The organism is Alkalihalobacillus sp. NPDC127517 (genome assembly GCF_050276055.1).
Taxonomy (GTDB): Bacteria; Bacillota; Bacilli; order Bacillales; family Bacillaceae_D; genus Alkalicoccobacillus.
Genome location: NZ_JBNNQX010000001.1, coordinates 255,317 through 276,363 on the forward strand (window position 1 = coordinate 255,317; position 21,047 = coordinate 276,363).

General features: G+C 41.8%; 17 protein-coding genes. 5 read left to right on the forward strand and 12 right to left on the reverse strand.

The annotated features are described in order from the left end of the window. Positions 1–80: 80 nt before the first annotated feature. Positions 81–917: a class II fructose-bisphosphate aldolase gene (locus tag ACQKKO_RS01175; protein ID WP_498643497.1), complete on the reverse strand. Its 837-nt coding sequence runs from the start codon at positions 915–917 to the stop codon at positions 81–83. A 158-nt stretch (positions 918–1,075) separates the two neighbouring features. Here ACQKKO_RS01175 and ACQKKO_RS01180 point away from each other — a divergent pair, with 158 nt between their 5' ends. The 4 genes from ACQKKO_RS01180 to ACQKKO_RS01195 all read left to right on the forward strand — a co-directional run bounded on the left by ACQKKO_RS01180 (position 1,076) and on the right by ACQKKO_RS01195 (position 5,749). After that, a complete protein-coding gene (locus tag ACQKKO_RS01180; protein ID WP_498643499.1) occupies positions 1,076–1,921 on the forward strand; it encodes a MurR/RpiR family transcriptional regulator in 846 nt (281 codons plus the stop codon). Between the two features lie 56 nt (positions 1,922–1,977). Next, positions 1,978–3,345 (forward strand): GntP family permease, encoded by a 1,368-nt coding sequence (locus tag ACQKKO_RS01185; protein ID WP_498643501.1) that lies wholly within the window; start codon positions 1,978–1,980, stop codon positions 3,343–3,345. Positions 3,346–3,416: 71 nt separating this feature from the next. Next, positions 3,417–4,316 (forward strand): 2-hydroxy-3-oxopropionate reductase, encoded by a 900-nt coding sequence (gene garR, locus ACQKKO_RS01190; protein ID WP_498643503.1) that lies wholly within the window; start codon positions 3,417–3,419, stop codon positions 4,314–4,316. 2 nt (positions 4,317–4,318) lie between these two features. Continuing rightward, the gene (locus ACQKKO_RS01195) at positions 4,319–5,749 is read left to right on the forward strand and encodes a four-carbon acid sugar kinase family protein (RefSeq protein ID WP_498643505.1); all 1,431 of its coding nucleotides are present in this window, start codon (positions 4,319–4,321) and stop codon (positions 5,747–5,749) included. A gap of 458 nt (positions 5,750–6,207) precedes the next feature. Here the strand turns inward: ACQKKO_RS01195 and ACQKKO_RS01200 are convergent, their stop codons facing one another. Both ACQKKO_RS01200 and dsdA read right to left on the reverse strand, forming a co-directional pair. Then, complete coding sequence (locus ACQKKO_RS01200) at positions 6,208–7,017, reverse strand: SGNH/GDSL hydrolase family protein (RefSeq protein ID WP_498643507.1); 810 nt, start codon at positions 7,015–7,017, stop codon at positions 6,208–6,210. 116 nt (positions 7,018–7,133) lie between these two features. Then, the gene (gene dsdA / locus ACQKKO_RS01205; RefSeq protein WP_498643509.1) at positions 7,134–8,450 is read right to left on the reverse strand and encodes a D-serine ammonia-lyase; all 1,317 of its coding nucleotides are present in this window, start codon (positions 8,448–8,450) and stop codon (positions 7,134–7,136) included. 88 nt (positions 8,451–8,538) lie between these two features. Here dsdA and ACQKKO_RS01210 point away from each other — a divergent pair, with 88 nt between their 5' ends. After that, positions 8,539–8,913, forward strand: a complete 375-nt coding sequence (locus tag ACQKKO_RS01210; protein WP_498643511.1) for a hypothetical protein — start codon at positions 8,539–8,541, stop codon at positions 8,911–8,913. A gap of 41 nt (positions 8,914–8,954) precedes the next feature. On the opposite strand, the gene ACQKKO_RS01215 is transcribed toward ACQKKO_RS01210, so the two are convergent. From ACQKKO_RS01215 to ACQKKO_RS01255, 9 genes are all read right to left on the reverse strand, one after another. Then, a complete protein-coding gene (locus tag ACQKKO_RS01215) occupies positions 8,955–10,184 on the reverse strand; it encodes an L-lactate MFS transporter (RefSeq protein ID WP_498643513.1) in 1,230 nt (409 codons plus the stop codon). Positions 10,185–10,301: 117 nt separating this feature from the next. Continuing rightward, positions 10,302–11,033, reverse strand: a complete 732-nt coding sequence (locus ACQKKO_RS01220; RefSeq protein WP_498643515.1) for a LytR/AlgR family response regulator transcription factor — start codon at positions 11,031–11,033, stop codon at positions 10,302–10,304. Beyond that, positions 11,030–12,700 (reverse strand): LytS/YhcK type 5TM receptor domain-containing protein, encoded by a 1,671-nt coding sequence (locus ACQKKO_RS01225; RefSeq protein ID WP_498643517.1) that lies wholly within the window; start codon positions 12,698–12,700, stop codon positions 11,030–11,032. Before ACQKKO_RS01225 ends, ACQKKO_RS01220 begins: the two co-directional genes overlap by 4 nt. 132 nt (positions 12,701–12,832) lie before the next feature. After that, on the reverse strand, positions 12,833–13,834 hold the full coding sequence (gene pdxA / locus ACQKKO_RS01230; RefSeq protein WP_498643519.1) for a 4-hydroxythreonine-4-phosphate dehydrogenase PdxA: 1,002 nt from the start codon (positions 13,832–13,834) through the stop codon (positions 12,833–12,835). Beyond that, positions 13,831–15,129: a four-carbon acid sugar kinase family protein gene (locus ACQKKO_RS01235; RefSeq protein ID WP_498643521.1), complete on the reverse strand. Its 1,299-nt coding sequence runs from the start codon at positions 15,127–15,129 to the stop codon at positions 13,831–13,833. The genes pdxA and ACQKKO_RS01235 overlap by 4 nt, the downstream gene beginning before the upstream one ends. Before the next feature lie 5 nt (positions 15,130–15,134). After that, on the reverse strand, positions 15,135–16,112 hold the full coding sequence (locus ACQKKO_RS01240; protein ID WP_498643523.1) for a 2-keto-3-deoxygluconate permease: 978 nt from the start codon (positions 16,110–16,112) through the stop codon (positions 15,135–15,137). Between the two features lie 135 nt (positions 16,113–16,247). Then, the gene (locus ACQKKO_RS01245) at positions 16,248–17,882 is read right to left on the reverse strand and encodes a PrpR N-terminal domain-containing protein (protein WP_498643525.1); all 1,635 of its coding nucleotides are present in this window, start codon (positions 17,880–17,882) and stop codon (positions 16,248–16,250) included. Between the two features lie 102 nt (positions 17,883–17,984). Then, positions 17,985–20,657, reverse strand: a complete 2,673-nt coding sequence (locus tag ACQKKO_RS01250; protein ID WP_498643527.1) for a YhgE/Pip domain-containing protein — start codon at positions 20,655–20,657, stop codon at positions 17,985–17,987. A 166-nt stretch (positions 20,658–20,823) separates the two neighbouring features. Beyond that, positions 20,824–21,024, reverse strand: coding sequence for a DUF2642 domain-containing protein (locus ACQKKO_RS01255; RefSeq protein WP_498643529.1), 201 nt, complete (start codon positions 21,022–21,024; stop codon positions 20,824–20,826). Positions 21,025–21,047 lie beyond the last annotated feature (23 nt).

Consider the following 21,047-nt stretch of genomic DNA (forward strand, 5'->3'; position numbering starts at 1 on the left):
AAATAAAAGCAGCGACGGATTACTTATACCGAAGCTGCTTTTTAGTGCTTCTATATATGAAGTGACAATTTGTTTTCTGTTTATTTATTTTGATACAATCGAATAATTTTCTCCATATGGATCGTCATTTGTTCTTGTGCATGAGTCATTAGGGTACTTAAATGCACTTGTTGATTTTCTTTTACCGTGTCTGCAATTGTACTTACTGCTGTTAATGAGATTTCTGTGTTCACGTTAATCTTCCGAATACCATAATCAATTGCTTTTAATACTTGATCTTCTGGCGTGCCAGATCCACCGTGTAAGACTAATGGAATCTGAACCTTCTCTGCAATTTCCTCAAGCAAATCAAATTGAAGCTTCGGCTCTCCTTTGTACATTCCGTGAACCGTTCCAATCGAAGCAGCAAGGAAATCGACACCTGTTTCTGAGACAAAACGAGCAGCCTCAGTTGGATCCGTTAAGCGCCCATCTCCCTCTTCTTCATCTGAAAAATCTCCCTTTTCCATTGAACCAATCTCCGCTTCTACATGAACGCCATGAGCATGTGCGAGCTCGACCACTTCCTTAGTTAATCGAATATTTTCTTCTAATGAATGAGGCGAACCATCAAACATCACCGACGAAAATCCAGCGCGAATGGCTCGCATTATCGTGTCCAGTTCATAACTATGGTCTAAATGAAGAGAAACAGGAACGGATGCAAGCTCTGCAGATTTCAGTGTAAATGCCGCAAACGCTTCCAAATTCATGTAGTCTTTATACCGCTCTCCGTATGCAATTAATACCCCTTGATCTGCTTGTTCTGCTGCTCGAATGGCCGCTTGAACTGTTTCCGCGTTGTAACAATTGAAAGCAGCAATAGCCGCGTTTTCTTTCTCCGCTTTTGCTAATAGCTCTTTAGTTGAAACATACATAATAACCCCTCCAATGATGTAGTTTTATTACAATAATCCTTATGGTAACGCTATATTCGACATAATTCAACTTATTTTATGTAGTAAAACAAACAAAAACTCTTGTGTAAGCGATTTTACTGTAGTAATATTACTACGAAGCCGGAGGTGATGTTGCGTTGTCCAGTTTTCAACAACGTATTGAACAAAAAAAGAATTCCATTACCGCATCAGAACAAAAAATTATTCATCAACTAAATCAGCATGATAAACCATTCTTACTTTCGATGAATGAGTTATCTCTACTAAGTAATGTGAGTGAACCAAGTGTGGTGCGATTATATCGTAAGCTCGGGTATGCTAGTTACCAAGAATTAAAGGTTGCTCTGGCTCAGGAATTAGCTGAATCAAAAACAACCACATCCGAATCAAATGACATACAGGCTGGTGATCACGCAGATATTGTGTTTGATAAAATTTCAGATCAAATTTCAACTGCGCTTACAATGACAAAGGATGCCATGAACGTATCTACAATTGAAGAGGCCGTCTTCGCTCTTCAGCAGGCAAAACGGTTGTATTTCTTTGGACAAGGTCTATCAGGAACCATTGCTGAAGACGGTGCACACAAATTTATGCGCTTAGGTGAAACGACTCTTTCTGTAAAAGATCCTCACTATCAAGCGATATATGCGAGCCATATGAATGACCAGGATGTCGTTATCGCTATTTCGCACTCAGGTGAAACCGTTGACATTATTGATGTCGTTGAGATAGCTAAAAGCAACGGAGCTCAGGTTATTGTTATTACTTCCAATCGAAACACAACACTTGCAAGTCTTGCAACGTATCTTCTACTCACTCAAGCAGCAGAAACAAGCAAGCGGCCGGATGCCATGGTTTCAAGGATTGTGCAGCTCACGTTAATTGATACGATGTATACACGACTAGTTGCGTTAGGTGGCGAAAAGCTCTCAGGTCGGGTTAACCAATCTAGACTTGCCGTCACACGCATGAAAAAATAAATCAAACCTTGAAAAACGCTCTACTACAACATGATTATACGAACTTGGGGTGAAGAATGATGTTATCAGGAACTGGATTAATTATTGGCTTTATCGTTGCTTTGATTGTGTTATTTCTATTAATTATTAAATTTAAATGGGACGCTTTTATCTCATTATTAGTTGTTGCAATTGGGATTGGACTCGTATCCTCTATTCCAACGAAAGAAGTTCCAACAGTGATTGCCGATGGGTTCGGTGGAACCTTAACTGGCGTCGGGATCTTAATTGGTCTTGGAATTATATTTGGTCAATTGCTAGCTTCATCCGGGGCTATTGAAAAGATCGCAGACTCCATTATTCGTTCTTTTGGAGTGAAGCGCTCTCCTGTGGCTCTATCAGCTACGTCAACGATTGTTGCGATTCCCGTCTTTTTTGATGCCGCATTCATTATCTTAAACAAGCTGATTCAAAGCTTATCGATTAAAACAAAGATTTCCATTGCAACTTTTGTAGCGATTCTATCAATTGGACTGATCGTATCTCATAGTTTAATTATTCCAACACCAGGTCCACTGATTGTTGCGGATCAAACAAACTCTGATATTGGTTTATTCTTCATCTACGGTTTACTAGTGGCGATTCCCGCTACATTAGTTGGTGGTGTTTTATACGGACGTTTTATAGGTAAGCGCATACCTACCGGGAATCGTTTAGATGATGTCAATGATGATATAGAATTAGTCGACAAGAAAGCGCCTTCTAAATCAATTCCTGCATGGCTTGCTTTTGGAATGTTAGCTCTTCCCATCGTCTTAATTCTTTCAAACACGGTGATGAACTTAGCATTTTCTAGTAACCCTGATCATGCCCTTCCTACATTCTTTGCTTTAATTGGAGATAAAAACATTGCTTTACTGATTAGTGTAATCGTTGCCACCTTTGTGCTTAAACCATATTTGGTAGAGGACATAAAGTCAGTGATGACACAAGCGTTTAATTCATCTGGAATGGTTCTTTTAATTACAGGTGCAGGTGGAGCTTTTGGTAAGGTCGTTCAAGAAACAGGAATTGGTGATTTAATCATTGATATGATGCAAGGGCTTAATCTTCCAGCATTACTACTTGCGTTTTTATTCGCACAGATTTTACGTGCCTCTCTTGGAAGCGCAACCGTTGCGTTAGTCACAACATCAACGATACTTGGACCGATGGCTGCTGACCTTGGTGCCTCACCGGTTCTACTCGGTCTTGCCATTTGTGCAGGAGGAATTGGATTATCTCTACCAAATGATTCTGGTTTCTGGGTAGTTAGTAAGTTCGGCCGCTTATCAATGGTCGAAACCTTACGTGTATGGAGCTTAGGAGGATTACTTGCAGGGATTACCGCACTTGGTTTTGTTTACTTCCTATCATTATTCCAATCCTTTTTACCAGGATTGTAGATTGTAAGATTTTGAACGAGAGAGAAAGAGAAAGAGAAATATATTTTTTTAAAAAAAGGATGGAGATCTATATGAACAAACGCGTTGGATTTATTGGACTAGGTATTATGGGAAGCCCGATGGCACGGAATTTACTTCAAAAAGGATTCCAAGTAACGGTTTTTGACTTAAATCAAACTGCTGTTGATCAATTAGTAACTGAAGGCGCAACACCTGCCACTTCAGGTAAGGACGTTGCCCAAAACAGCGACTGCGTTATTACGATGTTACCTAAAGGCGAACATGTTCGAATGGCTGTATTTGGCGAGAACGGTGTGATGGAGGGTGCATCAAAAGGCTTAGTGATTGTCGATATGAGTTCGGTTTCTCCTGTGGACTCGAAAGAAATGGCGATTCTCGCTGCAGCAAAAGGTGTTCATTTCCTAGATGCCCCTGTAAGCGGCGGCGAACCTAAAGCGATTGATGGAACCCTCGCTATCATGGTTGGTGGTGAAGAAGCCCAGTTTGGAGAAGTGAAACCTGTGCTAGAAGCGATGGGTTCAGACATTGTATTAGTTGGAGACAGCGGATGTGGAACAACGGCCAAACTCGCAAACCAAATTATTGTAAACTTAAATATTGCAGCTGTCTCGGAGGCACTAACACTTGCCTCTAAAGCTGGCATTGATATTGATAAAATGTACCAGGCTATCCGTGGAGGACTTGCTGGAAGTACCGTGATGGATGCGAAGATTCCAATGATCCTGGATCGTAACTTTAAAGCGGGCGGAAGAGTGGACATTAACTTAAAGGATCTGACAAATGTGATGAATACCGCGCATGAATTGTCCGTGCCACTGCCATTATCAAGTCAACTACTTGAGATTTTCCATTCGTTAAAAGCAGATGGAAAGGAAGCCTTGGATCACGCCAGTATTGTTCAGCATTATGAGAAGATGGCAAACGTAACTGTAGAAAGAAAGGAGCAATAATCATGCAAAACCTAAAAGCTTCAGAACGATTAGATCAGATTCCTTCGATTAATAGAGAGGTTGTTCAAGACCTTTTATCAAAAGAACTTGCGAATTCCGCGTATAAAATTGTTGTACTTGATGATGATCCTACTGGGATCCAGACGGTACACGGAGTGTCGGTTTATACTGATTGGACAAAAAGCTCCATTCAAGCTGGATTTCGCGAACAGAATCGAATCTTCTTCCTACTGACAAATTCACGTGGATTCACTTCCGCAGAAACAACAAAGGCTCATACTGAGATTGCAGAAAGAGTACAAGCTGTTTCAGAAGAGGAAAACGTCCCTTATGTACTGATTAGTCGAGGAGATTCTACGCTTCGTGGGCACTACCCACTCGAGACCAATACGTTAAAAGATTCAATTGAAGCCGCCTCATCTACTCGTTTTGATGGAGAAGTCATCATCCCCTTCTTTAAGGAAGGAGGCCGTCTAACAATCGATAACGTTCATTACGTTCAGTACGGAGACGAGCTCGTACCTGCCGGAGAAACCGAATTTGCGAAAGATCGTACATTTGGCTTCCACTCTTCTCATCTTGGAGAATGGGTCGAAGAAAAAACAAAAGGCGAATTCAAGAAGGAAGATTCGATCTACATCACGCTTGAGACATTACGAGCCAATGATGTTGAAGCAGTGAAACATCAACTGCTTGCTGCAACCAATTTTCAAAAAATCATTGTCAATGCAGTAGATTATGTAGATGTTGAAGTCTTTGTTACCGCCTTCCTCCAAGCATTAAAAGAAGGTAAGCAATTTCTATGCCGGAGCGCCTCTGCCTTAACAAAGGTGATTGGAGGAGTCGCTGATAAAGCACTATTAACACGCGAAGAATTAATTACAGAAGAGACAAACCATGGCGGGCTCATTGTTGTGGGATCTCACGTTCAAAAAACAACCGAGCAATTGAATGAACTAACTGCGAGCGGACTAGTGGAAGCCATTGAATTTGACGTCCACCTCGTACTGAATGAGGATGCATTTGCCAAGGAAGTTCAGCGAGTAAGGACAACAATTGAACAATTGATTAACTCAGGAAAATCAGTGGTCTATTACACTCGCCGCGAGCGACTAGACCTTGGTGATAACCGTCAAGAAGAAGAGTTACAGCTTGCTGTGAAAATCTCCGATGCTGTTACTAGCATCGTCAGCGACCTAACCGTCCAACCGAATTACATCGTCGCAAAAGGTGGCATCACATCTAGCAGCGTTGGTACAGTTGGACTATCCGTGAAACGCGCAAAAGTCGCTGGTCAAATCAAACCAGGTATTCCTGTATGGAAAACTGGTCCAGAGAGCAAGTTCCCAGGATGTGCATACATCGTGTTTCCTGGAAATGTTGGACAAGCTGAGACCCTTAAAGAAGCAGTGGAAGTGTTGGAAGGAAAATAATGTGAGGAATGAGTAGAACCGCGGGGAGACCGCGGTTCTTTTTTATGTGGAGAGTGGTGTTGGAGAGGCGATTCGGAGGAATTTGCTCTGATTTTGACTCTATCACATCGATCCGAGGGCCTATCGCTTCAATCTTCCCTCTATCACATCGATCCGAGGGCTATCGCTTCAATCTTCCCTCTATCACATCGATCCGGGGGCCTATCGCTTCAATCTTCCTTCTATCACATCGATCCGAGGGCCTATCGCTTCAATCTTTCCTCTATCCCATGGATCCGAGGGCCTATCGCTTCAATCTCCCCTCTATCACATCGATCCGAGAGCCCATCGCTTCAATCTTCCCTCTATCCCATCGATCCGAGGGCCTATCGCTTCAATCTCCCCTCTATCACATCACTCCCCACGTCAACCTAATCCCCAAAAAACCACCGCCTCCTCCAGAGACAGTGGTTTCAATCTTATAACGTTCGTTCTTCTTCTAAATAACGCATCAGCTGACGAGCCCAAATTCTGTATCCTAAATCATTTGGATGCAAACCGTCCGCTAATGTCTGCTCAAGGGTTAATCCTTCTTCTTCAAAATCAATTAACATCGCGCCATACATATCTGCGTAGTTCCAGCCTTGGCTGAGGATATAGTCTTCCGTACTTTCAAGATACTCTTGATAATTTAGTCCGATATCATTGTAATCTGTATCAAGCTTTGTTGTAGCCGGGTTTGGTGATGTGAGCAGGATTTTGCTTGTTGGTAGTGCTTGCTCAATCTGCTCGACTGCTAACTGAATGGACTCATTTGTATTTTTTAATGGTTCATTTTTTCTATGGCTATTTAAGATGGAACTTTCAATAATGATAAAATTAGGTTCTTCCTCAATCATTTGCTCGAAGCTTCCGTTATCAAGCAGGTTCTGTATCGTCGCTCCGTTTACTCCGTAATTACTAATTTTACTTTTTTCTAGTACTGCTTGAGTTTGTTGAATGGATTGTAGCATGAGACTCGGCCAGTTCTTCGAGGTCGAGCTTGCCCCTTTTCCATTTGTCACGCTGCTTCCTATTACTGCAATTTGAACGTGATCATGGGTTAATGCCCAGTAGTGTAAATAATCTAAATAACTAACTTCCCCATTCTCAGGATTCAATTGGTCTATTTTTTCTGCTAATTCTTCATCGTCTGCTGCAACTGCCTGCCCGTCTAAATTTTGAATAATATTAAGAATGAGAAGAGATAGTCCAGCAAAAGCAAGTAACGCAATACCGATTCGTTTCAAGCTGACGCCCCCTTAACACATAGTTTCACATGATTATACCACAGTCCCCCACGATAATTCGGTTAAAGCTTTGTAAAGATTGGGTTTTTTCATTAAAATAAACGTTTGTTTAACGATCATTTATCCCTCTCCCAAAGCGTTTTCCCTCTTTGGTAATCTTGGTGCATTTGTTCTTCTGGTACCATACTTCCACCTGTAGCCCAAACTAAATGTGTAGCGTTGGAAAAGTTAGGTGGTGAATGGTCCTTCTGCAGCTGAATCATCCCTGCTAGTCCTGCAACAGCCGATGGCTCAAGCTGAATCTTCTCTGTATCTACTAATAACGTTTGCAGCTTATAAAGCATTGTATCCTCCACCGTCATGATACCTGAGATGAGCGGCTCCATCAGCTTACCAACAAACCCCGAGGCTCGTCCAACAGCTAGCCCATCAGCAATCGTTTGATTGTCAATTCCAAAGTCTTGCACAGATACGCGGTCATGGTATCCCGTCATCATTCCGAGCACCATACACGGAGAATGTGTCGGTTCAACAAAAAAGCAATGGACATTTTCGCCAAACTCCCGCTTTAATCCATACGTGACGCCACCTGGCCCCCCGCCTACTCCACATGGTAGGTAGACGATTAAAGGACACGCCGCACTCACTTCAATCCCTTGTTCTCTGAGCTGACCCGCAAGTCGCTTCGCCGCTGTTGCGTAGCCAACAAAAAGGGTGGTTGAATTCTCATCGTCTACAAAATGCATATGTGGATCAGCTTCTGCCTGTTTTCTTCCTTCTTCCACCGCTTTGCTATAGTCTGAAGTGTATTCAATCACCTCTACACCTTTGGACCGAAGTAGATCTTTTTTCCACTGCTTTGCATCTGCTGACATATGAACCGTAACCTGAAACCCAAGTTTCGCTCCCATGACACCAATACTTAGCCCTAAGTTCCCAGTAGAACCAACAGCTATTTTGTAAGTAGAGAAAAAAGAACGGAATGATTCACTCGCCAGTATTGAGTAATCATCTGATTCCTCCAGCAGTCCATGTTGAATCGCTAGTGTTTCTGCGTGCACTAATACTTCATAAATTCCACCACGTGCTTTAATGGATCCTGAAATCGGGAGTTGGTGGTCGCATTTAAGCCAGAGCTTACCGGGAATTTCTAAAGAAAAGCGTTTTTCAATTTCTTGCTCAGCAAACGTCATTCGTTGAATAGGCGATTCAATGAACCCTTGATTTGCTTTTGTATCAGGAAATGTTTTTGCTAAAAATGGAGCAAATCGCCTTAAGCGTTGCTCTGCTTCTTCTATAGTAAAATGGATTGGCTCTTCATTCGTATTGTTTTCGTTAAACCATGTTATAGGCTTTGTTTTTATTAATTGCTGCAGTTGAGGAAATTCCTTTTTCCATTGTTCTAACTCTTTACCTAAAATCACACGACTCATCTAATCAACCTCCATTATAAAACTGAAACCATTCCTACCTACATACAGTATATAGGTAGAACTCATCTAAAGAGAAGGAAGTGGTTTTGTGAGAAAATTAATCATTAGCCTTTGTATACTTGGCATTGCCTTGACCGGTTGTTCTGGTAGTGAACTAGTAGCTGCAAAGTTATCTGATGTTCCTTCAGAGATTGAAGACAAAGTTGATCTGACTCGAAATTTACAGCTTATTTACGGGAAAGATCGTAACCAGCCTTATGTAATTTATCAACCTGAGTCCCAACAAGAAGTTGACTATACTGTTGAAACGACCGACGATACGTACATCCTAAAATTAACGGAAACGTCCGAGCAAGCTCCCGAAGATTCACTGCAAGTTTTTCAGATCAATACAAGTGATACAGACACCATTAGTATTTATATAAAGGATGTAGAAACCGCAATCGATGTCTTAGTACCTTAACGCAAAATAAGAGCATCCCAACACGCGGAATGCTCTTATTTTTAGTTATCAATCACAACTTGTCCTTCATAACGTTCTTCTGTTTCCTTGGCCTTTGCCACGTGTAATCTTGGATTACGAATGATAATCGCCAGGATAAAGGATAGTAAGCAAAGTCCTGCAATGATCATAAATGTTGGGACAAATCCACCCATCATCGTGAATATCATGGATCCTGCAAGAGCCCCAATTCCAAAGCCTTGATAAATGACACCGTAGTTACGGCTTTGGTTTTTCATGCCAAAGTAATCGGAGACAATCGCCGGGAAAATCGTAATGTTGCCACCAAAGCTGAAGGCAATCACTGCCACACAAGCAAAGAATAATCCAAAGTTTAGCTCGGCAAAGCTTAGGACGGCAACAGCAAGTGCCGTCATTAGTAGTGTTCCTGCAATGATGTGCATACGTTCCATTTTATCTGAAAGGGCACCGAGCACAACGCGACCTGTTGTGTTGAAGATCGCTACTAATGCAACGGCGTTAGCCGCCGTTTCTGGACTAAGCCCTGCAAGACTTTCCCCTGCGTCCTTTACAACACCAATTAAATACAATCCACTCATGCATGCTGTGAAGAAGATAATAAAAAGCATATAAGACTGTTTTGTTTTTAACATGTCTTTTACGGTATAGTCTTTTAACTGTTTATCGCTCGCTACAGCCGCTGCAGCTTTTGCTTCTTTTACAAAGAAAGCTCCACCAACAATTAAAACAAGCGCACATAATCCCCAAAGTAAAAAGGTTTGCGTGACACCAAATGATGCTAGAAACGCACCATTTACATATCGGAACAAAAAGCTACCTGTTCCAAAGGCTCCAACTGAAATCCCAGATATAAGTCCTTTGCGTTCAGGAAACCACTTAATTAAATTTGATAAGGACGAAATATAAGCCGTACCGTTCGCAAATCCAACAACAACCCCTGCAAGAATGTAAAGCATCCAAAGTGATGAGACAAACGAGCTTAAGATCAGCCCAAAACCAAGGGTGAGCCCTGAGAAGATTAAAAGCTTCCGTATACCGATCTTCTCTTGAATTTTGCTTGAGAATAATGTTGCAAAAGCCAAGGCAAAGCTTGTAATGGAAAACGTAACAGTCACTGCATTTAAGTTCCAGCCATTTAATTCGGCTAATGGTTGATTAAATAAACTCCAAGTGTAAATTGTTCCTAGTCCCATTTGTACGAGAACGGTTCCAAAAATGATCCATAGTCGGTTAGTCTTTGTTGTAGTCATTCTACGCCCCTCTTTTCATCCGATAGTAACATGATCTCTCTACCTAAAGTCTAGCACCGGATGAATAGGGCGTACGCAGATTGGAATGAACTGCATAAAGCGAAGCATGAATGGTTTCTATAATCGCATCAACTGTTTGAATTCTTTTGCCTTCCCACGACTTACAGGAATCTCTGCTTTGAATTGATTGAATTTTAGAAGATACGTATTGTGAAACCATGGCACAATTTCATGGATTTTTGTGATATTCACGGAATATGAACGGTGACAGCGATAAAACAAATCGTCTGGCATCTCCGTTTGAAAAACAGAGATTGTTGATGGGACTGAATACATCTCATCCTTTGTATAGATAAGAGTTTGCTTCTCATTGGCTTCCGCATAGTAAATATCCTCTACAGGAATGACATAAATCTTATCGTCTTTCCAGCCATTGATTCGTTGGATCACATTAGTTGGGATCTGTTTTGCACCCTGCTCAATTCCCTTTAGAAAATGAGTTTCCAGCTTTGACAGCATCGCTGCTACACGTTTTTCACTATATGGTTTTAAGATGTAGTCAAAGGCTTCAAGTTCAAATGCTTTCGCTGCATGCTCCTTATAGGCTGTTGTAAAAATGATCGCTGGTTTCGTTTCAAATTTGCTAATATGACCAGCGAGCATCATGCCATCAAGAGAGGGGATATTAATATCTAGAAAAATGGCATCCGGTTCATGGTCCTGCAAATACTTCAGCACCTCGATGCCATCTTCAAAACAAGCCAGGACTTCAATTTGACTATGTGTTTCAATTAAGTACTGCAGCTCTTTTTGAGCAGGAATTTCGTCTTCTACGATAATTGCTTTCATTTGATATCCTTCCTTTTTGCTACATCAAAATAGATTAACGTGCCAGGATTTTGCCTACGAATCACTAAGCCTTCCCCATAGATCAGCTTCACTCGCTGATGCACGTTCGCAAGGCCAATCGATTTAGCTGAAACCTTGTCCGCATAAAGCTGGTCAATCACTTCTTGATTAATTCCAACCCCTGTATCCATCACAGTCATTCGTACCGTTTCTCCTAGATCCTTCACACGGATGGTGACTTCTCCTTGCTGTTTTCCTTTTTGTACCCCATGATTAATGGCATTTTCAACTAACGGTTGAATTAATAAGCTAGGAATTCGAACATCAACCGGATCAATGTCATAGTGCACCTTCAGTCTACTACCAAACCGTGCTTTTTCGATTTCAACGTAGTCTTGTACCTGCTCTATCGCCTGAGAGATTTCAATCATCTCGTCATTCAGTTCAAGATTATATCGTAAATATCCTGACAGATTAATAATTAGCTCCCTGGCATGTTTCGGATCTGTCCGTGTTGTCGAAGCTATGGCATTGAGCGCATTAAAGAGAAAGTGTGGATTAATTGTTGCTTGAAGGGCCTTCAATTCCGCTTGTTCTGCTCCTGCACGGATTTGTTCGATACGTGAGATTTCCATTAATGTAGAAATGATTTGTGCGAGTCCGATTGCCATGGTCTGCAATGAATCCGTAATTTTATTCGCTTTTTGATAGTAAATCTTAAGAGAGCCAGTGACCTCATTATGCTCTTTAAATGGAATAATGAGCAGGCATTGAATTTGTGGCGTATGATGATCGGCCACCTGATTACGGATTGTAATCTCTCCACTTCGGATTGATTGCTTGGTAAGCTCACTGTTTATTTTACTTCCAGCCGTATACCGTTCCTCTCCGTACCCAACATAAGCAAGCACATGATGCGTATCCGTAATAGCAACCGCATCTGCTTCAATGTCATCCTTAATAATCTGACAGATCGTGTGAAGAGAATCCTGATTAATTGATCGAAAATAGGGTAGGGTTTTATTTGCAATCTCAAGCGCCATTTTGGATTGCTCGGCTGCTACGCGGTCCTTCTCTCCTTCAATATTTAATACAAGCAGGATTATTAATCCGATGCTGACTTCCCCAAGAATCATAGGAATCGCAATAATTGACACGATTTCTACTCCAAGCTCAAACGGTTCAGCTAGAAGCAGGATTAAGCCCATGGTAAGCATTTCACAGAACATCCCTACCGCAATACCAACGAGCCACCAGTTTTTCTTCTTTACTTTAAAATGGACAATCCCAGCCATAATCCCTGCTGTGATACTGGTAATTAAGCATGGGATGGCCGTCACTCCACCTATGTCGATCACGTACCGGTGTACGCCGGAGACCAAACCGGTAATAATTCCAACCCACGGACCAAATAGAATCCCACCTGCAACAATCGCAATCGTCCGCACATTAACAAGGGACCCTTCTACTTCTATGCCAGAATACGTTCCAAATAAAGCAAACGCACAAAATACAATCGTAACAACAGTTAATTCACGCGGTGAGGATAACTTGTCCTTTTGCAATAACTCCCGAAAGCCCGGAATCTTCGTCAGGAAGTACAAACAAATTAAAAGCAACGCCGCGCGTTCAAGTAAATGAATAAACATCTCTAGATACGTATTCATGATCGACTCCTCTAAAACTAATCTATCCAGTTTATCAGATTTTTACTTTGTAAACCTAACCATTATTGAGAGGTCTGTTTGGATCCATATAAAAAAGCAGCAAACATTTCTCAATGTTTGCTGCCCTTCTCTTTATTTAGAAGTTGGAGCGAGTTCTACCGCATCCTTATAGGCTGCGATTAGGCTACGCTCGTCTGCAATATTCTTACCTGCGATATCAAATGCGGTTCCGTGATCAACCGATGTACGAATGATTCCACCTTTAAGACCCACTGTGATATTAACTCCAGCTTCAAGTCCCATAACCTTAATTGGAACGTGCCCTTGATCATGATAGCACGCTACAACCATGTCAAAATCTCCACGTGCCGCGCGGAAAAACAACGTGTCAGCAGGATAAGGACCCTCTACATTAATCCCTTCCTTTTGCGCTTGTTTGATGGCCGGAATCAATTTCTCTTCCTCTTCTCCTTCGCCAAACAATCCGTTTTCACCAGCATGAGGATTGATTCCACACACGGCAATTCGAGGATTTTGTACACCTGCATTTTTTAATGTTTCATCAGCAAGTGTGATAACCTTATGTGTACGCTCTGGATTGATCATATCAATCGCTTTTCGTAAACCTACATGCGTGGTTAAATGAATGACTTTTAACGTTGGCGCAGAAAGCATCATTGAGAAATCTTTCGTTCCTGTTAGCTCAGCTAGAATTTCTGTGTGACCTGGATACATGTGTCCTGCTTTTTGCATCGCTTCTTTGTTAAGTGGCGCCGTACAGATCGCATGGATCTTTGATTCTTTCGCTAGTTCAATGGCTTTTTCCACAAATCTAAAAGCTGCATTTCCAGCTTCTTCACTTACTTGACCAAATGGAAGATCTTTAGGAAGAAGCTTAAGATCTACTACTTCAATCGTTCCCGGTTCAAACACACATTCTTCTGGATCCTTCACAGAAACCACGTTTAATTCTGTGTTGGTAATGGAGACAGCACGCTCCATCAGCTCGTAATCTCCAATGACTAGTGGACGACCACTTTGAAAAAGTTCGCCGGAAGCAAAGGCCTTTGAGATAATTTCGGGTCCAACTCCTGCTGCATCCCCCATAGTAATACCGATAATTGGATTCTTCATCTTATCGCACCCTCCATAAAAAAATGATAAATCTTGCTAAATGTTTGCTCCGTACCAAATGCTCCTGCCTTTGTGATCGCGTAGGTACCTTCAAGCGAACCCGTAAACATAGATACTGGAATACCAGTTTCAAACTCATCAATTAAATCAAGCTGACTAATATCAATTCGTTTACAGAGTGCCTTCGCTGTATCCCCACCGGTCATGATGATCGCTTGAAATGAATTGGTTTGAATAAGGTTTTCCCCAACCGCTGCAAGTAGTGCAACAATACGCTTACTGATAACAGAGAGTGGAATGTTATGCTCTTGGGCATACGCATAAACCACATCAATTTCATGTCGCTCTGTACCAGAATAAATAACAGGTATTTTCAGATCCTTTAGGGTTGCATGTGCCACTTTGTTCACTCTTTCGAACTCCGTTGCTCTTACAAACTCATCTTCATCTACTGCTTTTAATGCGTCCATTTTTATACCGACAGCTTGTTCCTGATTCAGTAAGTGCTGCACCTGCTTACGGCTGATATCACTCATGCTTCCAATTAGATATAAAAGTGGCTGCGTTGGTTGGGTTCGTTTAACCTCGCTTTTCCCTCCATTACTTTTGATCGTTAATACAGAGGAAAGACCTGCCGAACCTGCGAGAAGGATTTGATCTGTGGATCCTTGTGCAAACCGGGCAATCATTTTTAATGTGTGTGAGCTGGTTGCATCACAAATGAACACGCACCCTTTTCTAGATTGATTCTGCTTGAGCCATGCCTCGATCTTACTTGGACTTTTTGTCCATAATTCCTCTGGAACCTCTACAAGCTCTCCTTTAAACTGCCTTCCAATATGATCAGCAATTCGTGAGTCCTTAACCGGGTCAGCCTCGTTTAACGCAAATTCCGTTTCACCAATTGGCGTTCCATCAACGTATAAAAGCCCCTCACTAACTGTTCTTCTGCTTTCCGGGAAACTTGGTGTTAAAAGGACATAGTCTGGTTGGTTAAGCTTGATGAACTCATCAAGCTCTGCTCCAACATTTCCTCGTAAAGTCGAGTCCACCTTCTTAAACAAAAGCTGCGGTTTATACGGTTTTAAGACGTGTAAGGATGCTTTTATGGACTCTCTAGCTTCACTCTCGCCCATCGCCCTACTATCAGTGTCAATCACTACAGCTTCTAGTGATTCAATCGTTTGTTGTTGTCCATTATTAAGCCAGACAGCCGTTTTCAGCCCGCTTTTGGCAAGCTGAACCCCGCTATCATTTGCTCCTGTTATATCATCCGCTATAATTGCGATTTTCATTATGTTCACTCCTCTGATGTTACAGGGCCTTGCTTCCTTTCTAATCGTTTAGCTAAAAAGCCTACAAAAATCGGAAGTAAAATGGCCGTTGTTACGACACTTGCTGCTACTTGGACCGTAGCTAGCTCAACGTTGTACGCAAAAGCTGTACTTGCTGTTGCGACGGCGGCTGGAGTGGCAACGGCATTACCTGCTGTTGACCCTTCTGCAGCTCCAACAAGCGGGTTCCATTTAAAGATTTTAAATGCCCAGTATCCTGTGAGTCCCGTTATTAAAACTACCAAGACACCAAGCAAAATTCCAGGTAAGCCACCTTCTACGATGGAAGAGAAGCTAATGTTCATGCCTAATGCGAACGCAAAGAATGGAATAAGAACATCCGCTCCCTTGCCAAGAAATGTTCTCATATCTCCATCAATATTTCCTAAAATGAAACCAATAAGAATTGGTAACAGGACACCTATGAAGGCTGTAACCTCAAAAAATCCACCTTGAAGACCAACAGCTCCTAACACAGATAGCGTTAACATTGTGAACAACGGTCCATCATTCATCGCAAGCACAGAGTATGCTGCTTTATCTTCACTTTTCCCATACTGACCTGCGAGTGCAACATATAACCCACCGTTTGAATTCGTCATTGCCGCAATAACAGCGATAGGAGCAAGTCCAAGAAATAGTCCTTCTGCACCGCCTGCCAAAAGGAAAATGATTGCACCAACAGCTCCTCCAAAAATCCATTTAATCAGTAACAGCGTGAAACCCTTTCCAAAAGAAACACCAAAACTCTTTACATTAATTTGAGATCCCGCACATAGAAGAAATAAGGCAATTAGTGTTGAGGCACCGTTTACAAAAAGCGCTTCCGTAAAGTTTCCAATTCGTAACGCTTGTGGCATAACCGTATTAATAAGGGCTCCAAGTAAAAGAGGAACAACCATCATTCCACCAGGGATTTTCTCGATTGATTGCTTTAATCTCATCAGCTTACCAACTTTCTGTTCTATTTTGCAATACTTTTTTCTAGAAAATAATTAAGCAAACGTTTACAGTCATAAATATACACCTATCTTTTAAAAAAACAATAAAAAAACTAAAATAAGTTGCTAAATGCAACACTATTTTAGTTTTCTCCAGATTGTTGTTCGGTTCACATTAAGCCGTTTAGCCGTTTTAGATTGATTAAACCCTTCCTCTTTTAACACTCGTTGAATGATTTCACTTTCCATTTCATCAAGGGTTTTACTTAGATCTAAACATATAACGCCCTCTTGTTCATGATTTAGCTGACTGACTTCGAGACTAATGTGCGAAGCTTGTGTTTGCTCAACTTCCTGAAAAATTAGGTCTCTAAACGATACAAGTGAATGTCTGTGAGATAATTCTTGGATTTCAGCTGCTGTGTTTTTTAGTCCAATGACTTGCTTGCCAAATCGGCTATTCGCTTGAGATATAAACGTACGTATAAAGCTCGGGTCTTGTTCAAGCCTTGCAGACAGTGCCGGCAATTCTAAGGTCCTACCTTTAAACCATTCCTTGTTTACATCATTATCAGAAAAGAAAACAACCGGTCCCTTGTTTCTTGTTGCAGCATCAATCCATTCTTTCTGCTTAGATTCAGGTAAGGCATGAAGATGCGACAAAAATAGTGGTAACTGCGTTTGGAATAGCTCGTCCACATCAACCTGTTTACGCAAGTCACATTCCAATGCCAATCGGTTCGCTATAAGCGCTTCTGTGACACAGCGTTCTCCAGATCCCTCTTCTGCCAGAATGAGAATTGGATCGTTACTCTCAACCAATAGATCAAACCGATTCACCAATTCTGATTTTGTTCCTAGAACTAATGGGAAGGTAAGTCCATCCGTTTGAAACTTACTACAGGATCTCGGAATTATTTGTTCGATTGTTCGAATGGAGATGATGAAGTACTCTTTTATTCCTAATGCTTGTACTTTCAATTGGTAAGGTTTCTCCTCATCGTACAACGTATAGTTCACTTCATTTGGAAGGATTTCATTCTCTAGCTGTTCAAACAACTGTTCCAGTAAATGTTTCACATTGATTTGATGTTCCAGCCTTTTTAAAGAGTTATTTTTAAAGCGTACTTCCTTGTCTCTTACCACCAAAAAAGATTCATCCATCTCTGTGGCTAATGCCTTAAACAATTCCTTCTCTTCATCATGAAAAAGATGCACTTGGCGGATGGTCTCAGCCTGTTCAAATGCTTGCTTAACGGATTCTACACCCGATGTGATTAAAATACCTTCTACTCCATAACGCTGTGCAAAATCGTTTGTGACTGTGTCTCCAATAATAACCCTCCGACCTGAGGCTTTAGCTTTGATGACGGCCGGTTCAGCTTCAGCGGCAGAATGAATGGACGTGATAGGAACTTCTATTCCAAGCAACTGAGAAATTTCATTAAAATCACTTGAAATGTTTTCAAATGCAATGATCTCAGCTTCTTCCTTATCATCCTGAATTAATAACAGCGTTCTTAAGATGTCATAGCCTGAGATCGGAATTTCAATGACCTGCTTATTTGAATGAGCCTTAATGACATTAGCTGTTCCTCCGCGACTAATATAGAGATCTGTTTTATCATCTACCTTTTGAATGATTGGGATAGCTTCTTCGAGATCAGCAAGGTGCACATTATATGTGAAAGGTTGTTGATCTCGGATCACGCGTTTGACTGTTTTTTGAAGTCCTTCGTAAGGCGCGATAACTGTTATATGCATGTCTTTCATTTTTATCAACCCCCATTCTCTTTAGTATAGCGAATTCATCGGTAAAGTACGAGAATATACAAAAGGCGAAACAGGTTTTACCTCACCTGTTTCGCCTTACTGTTATTGAATCATTCCACTTGCTTTTGACTTTTCTGCTGTGGCTTGGATTCGTTTGTGTAATGGCTTTTTCAGTAATAAGCCAAACGCGATTGCGCCGAGCCAGAATAAAAACAGGAATCCGATGTTTGTCCAGACAATTGACGGGACAATTCCTCCCACAGCTTCTCGTAATAAGCCAATGGCATAGGTAAACGGAAGGAAAGGATTAATCATTTGGAAAAATTGTGGTGCAACCTGGATAGGGAAGGTTCCTCCTCCTCCAGATAGCTGCAGCACCATTAAAATAATGCCGAGTGCCTTACCGATATTCCCAAATACAGATACGAGCGTGTAGACAATAGTCATGAACACTTGGCTGATGAGAATGCCGAACAATACATAGAGAATTTTTGAGTCCACATATGCACCGAGGATAAAAATGTTACCGAGTGTCACAATTAATCCTTGCCCCACTCCCACTACAAGGAACGTAACCAGACGTCCAAAGTATACATGGACAAAATTATATCGATTTTCAGGATCTTCTACATCAGCTCTTAAAAGGTTAGCAAGCAATAACGCTCCAACCCATAGTGCGAGAGACGTGTAAAATGGTGAGCTTGCTGATCCGTAGTTTGGTATAGGGAATTTACGGTCCTCATTTAACACAACCGGATCTGCGAAAAATTCACTTTCTGCTTGTACGTCATTTTTTAATAACTCGATGATCTCCCCTAGATCGTAATCTTCATCAAAATCACGAATGCGATCTGCCGCATCCTTTACCGCTTCCTCCATGTCAGGAAGTTGATTCCGTACCACATCAGCAATCTTATGAACGGATTCTTCCGCTTCTGGCAAACGGTTCTGAACTAAATCTGACAGCTTACGAATCTGGTCCTCTGCCCCTGGCAAATCATTACGAACAAAGTCAGCTGCACGGTGAATTTGATCTTCTACGTTTCCAAGGTCGTTTTGCACAAAGTCACTTGCCTTGTTAATCGCATCAATGGCACGTGGCAATTCCTCATTAATTGCTTGTGCGACTTCATGCACACGAGCGCCAATCTCTGGCATCGCCTCGCGGATTTGCAGAAGCTCTTCTTGTCCATAATCCGCAATACCCGCTGCATCGTTCAAGATTCCTTCTACGTTTGGCAGCATTTCCGTCGCCTCTGTTAGATTATCAGATGCGGTTTGTGCCGTTTCACGAATTTGTCCAAGAGCTGTGTTAATCGTATCAGCTCCACCTGATTCAAAACGAGAACGAGCGGCTGAACTGCGTTCGTTCGCTGCGTTTGCTCGTTTGTCTAGTTCGTTCAACGCATCCTCGGCAGGCTGTTCTCCATTTTCAAGTGCGCTTTGCACACGCTGCACAGATTCTTGTGTTGAAACAAGCTCCGTTCTTAAAGATTGCAGTTGACCAATTTGATCTGCTAATGGACTCCCCGGCAAGAATTCCTCTAGCTCTTGATACAAGCTAATGGTTTGATCAAGCATTGAGATGGCTGAAGTTAGTCGATCATTCAAATTTGATGCGCTTTGAATTGCTTCTTCTGATGGCTCGGCGTCACGTAACGCACCTGTAAGCTGAGCTGCAGCAGAGGTTGTTTGCTCTACTAGACGTAGGTTTTGTTCAATAGCTGGTGCAATCGCCGCAAAGGCTGCGTCATTTTCATCTAAAAAGCCTTGGAATCGATTTACATAATCTAAGCCTTGATCCGCTACATCTTCTACGATCGGAAGTGCAGCCTGCGCCCGACCGATAACATCTTGCGCTTTCCCTACTTGCTCAAGCGCTGTATCTAGTTCTGTTGCAATTTCATCAAAACGGTTATCCACTTCTTGAACAGCGTTTGCAGCCTGCTGAATTTCAGGAATTCGTTGTTGCAGCTCAAGTACTCGGTCCCCAGCTTGTTTAATGTCCGGGAAGCGTTCTTCTAGCTCTAGAATCTGATCTCCTGCTTCATTCATTTCAGGAATACGCTCCTCAAGCTCTACAATTTTTTGTCCCTGCTTCCGAATTTCCGGAAGAGCTTCTTCAAGTCGTATTGCTTGATCACCTAGTTCACTAATCTCAGGTAATCGATTCTCTAATTCAAAGATTTGATTCTCGATATTTCGAATCGTCGGCAGCTCTTGTTCAAGCTGTACGCCAATCTCGTTAAATTCATCAAAGATCGCTTCTGTGGCTGTCTGGACAAAATTTTCGTTAATCTCTTCAACAATCGTTGAAGCTCCAGCAGATGTCATTTTAGGTGCAATCGCATTGATTTTTTCGTTTACACTATAATCAAGCTCCGGTTTTTCCGGAGAGTCTGTCAGGACACTACTAATTTTCTCTGAGAAGTCAGATGGGATATGAATGCTCGCATAATAATCCCCGTGAATGACTCCACGCTCTGCCTCCTCCTCTGACACAAATGTCCAACCAAGTTTGTCATTATCAGCTAGCTTATCGACGAGCTCGTCTCCCACATTAAAGGGCTCGCCGCGAACCTCAGCTCCTTCGTCTTCATTTGTAACAGCAATGGCTAATTCTGATGTATTTCCATAAGGATCCCATGTTGCCTTTAAGTTAAACCATGCATATAAAGAGGGTAAGATCATTAACCCGATAAGTAAAAGCATAACAATTGGAGTACCTTTAATGTTTCTCCAGTCCTGTTTGATCACTTCTAAGATGCGTTTCATGCAAACATTATCCTTTCTTATGTAAGCGAACAATAGAAAAAACAGCGCCCAGGAATCTGGCCTTGACGCTATTATTTGATAGTATATGACACTTCTTCCCGCTTACTCATAAAGGGGATTATACCACATGGGTGCGAGAAGGGAATCCCTTAAAAATTACATATTTTTACGGGAATCGTACATAATTAATGGCATCTATAAACACGTATTGATCTGACCCTGTGTCATAGCCATCCGTCACGTTAATCACCACAAGTTCAGGTGTGACTCGCACGATAAAACCGACGATAAAGTTTGTATCTGTTGCAATCTCGACACGAGAATCAAGTCTGTTAGCAAGTTCTTGATAAAAATACGGCTTATACACTGAGTTAACCTCCTCTCGATCGA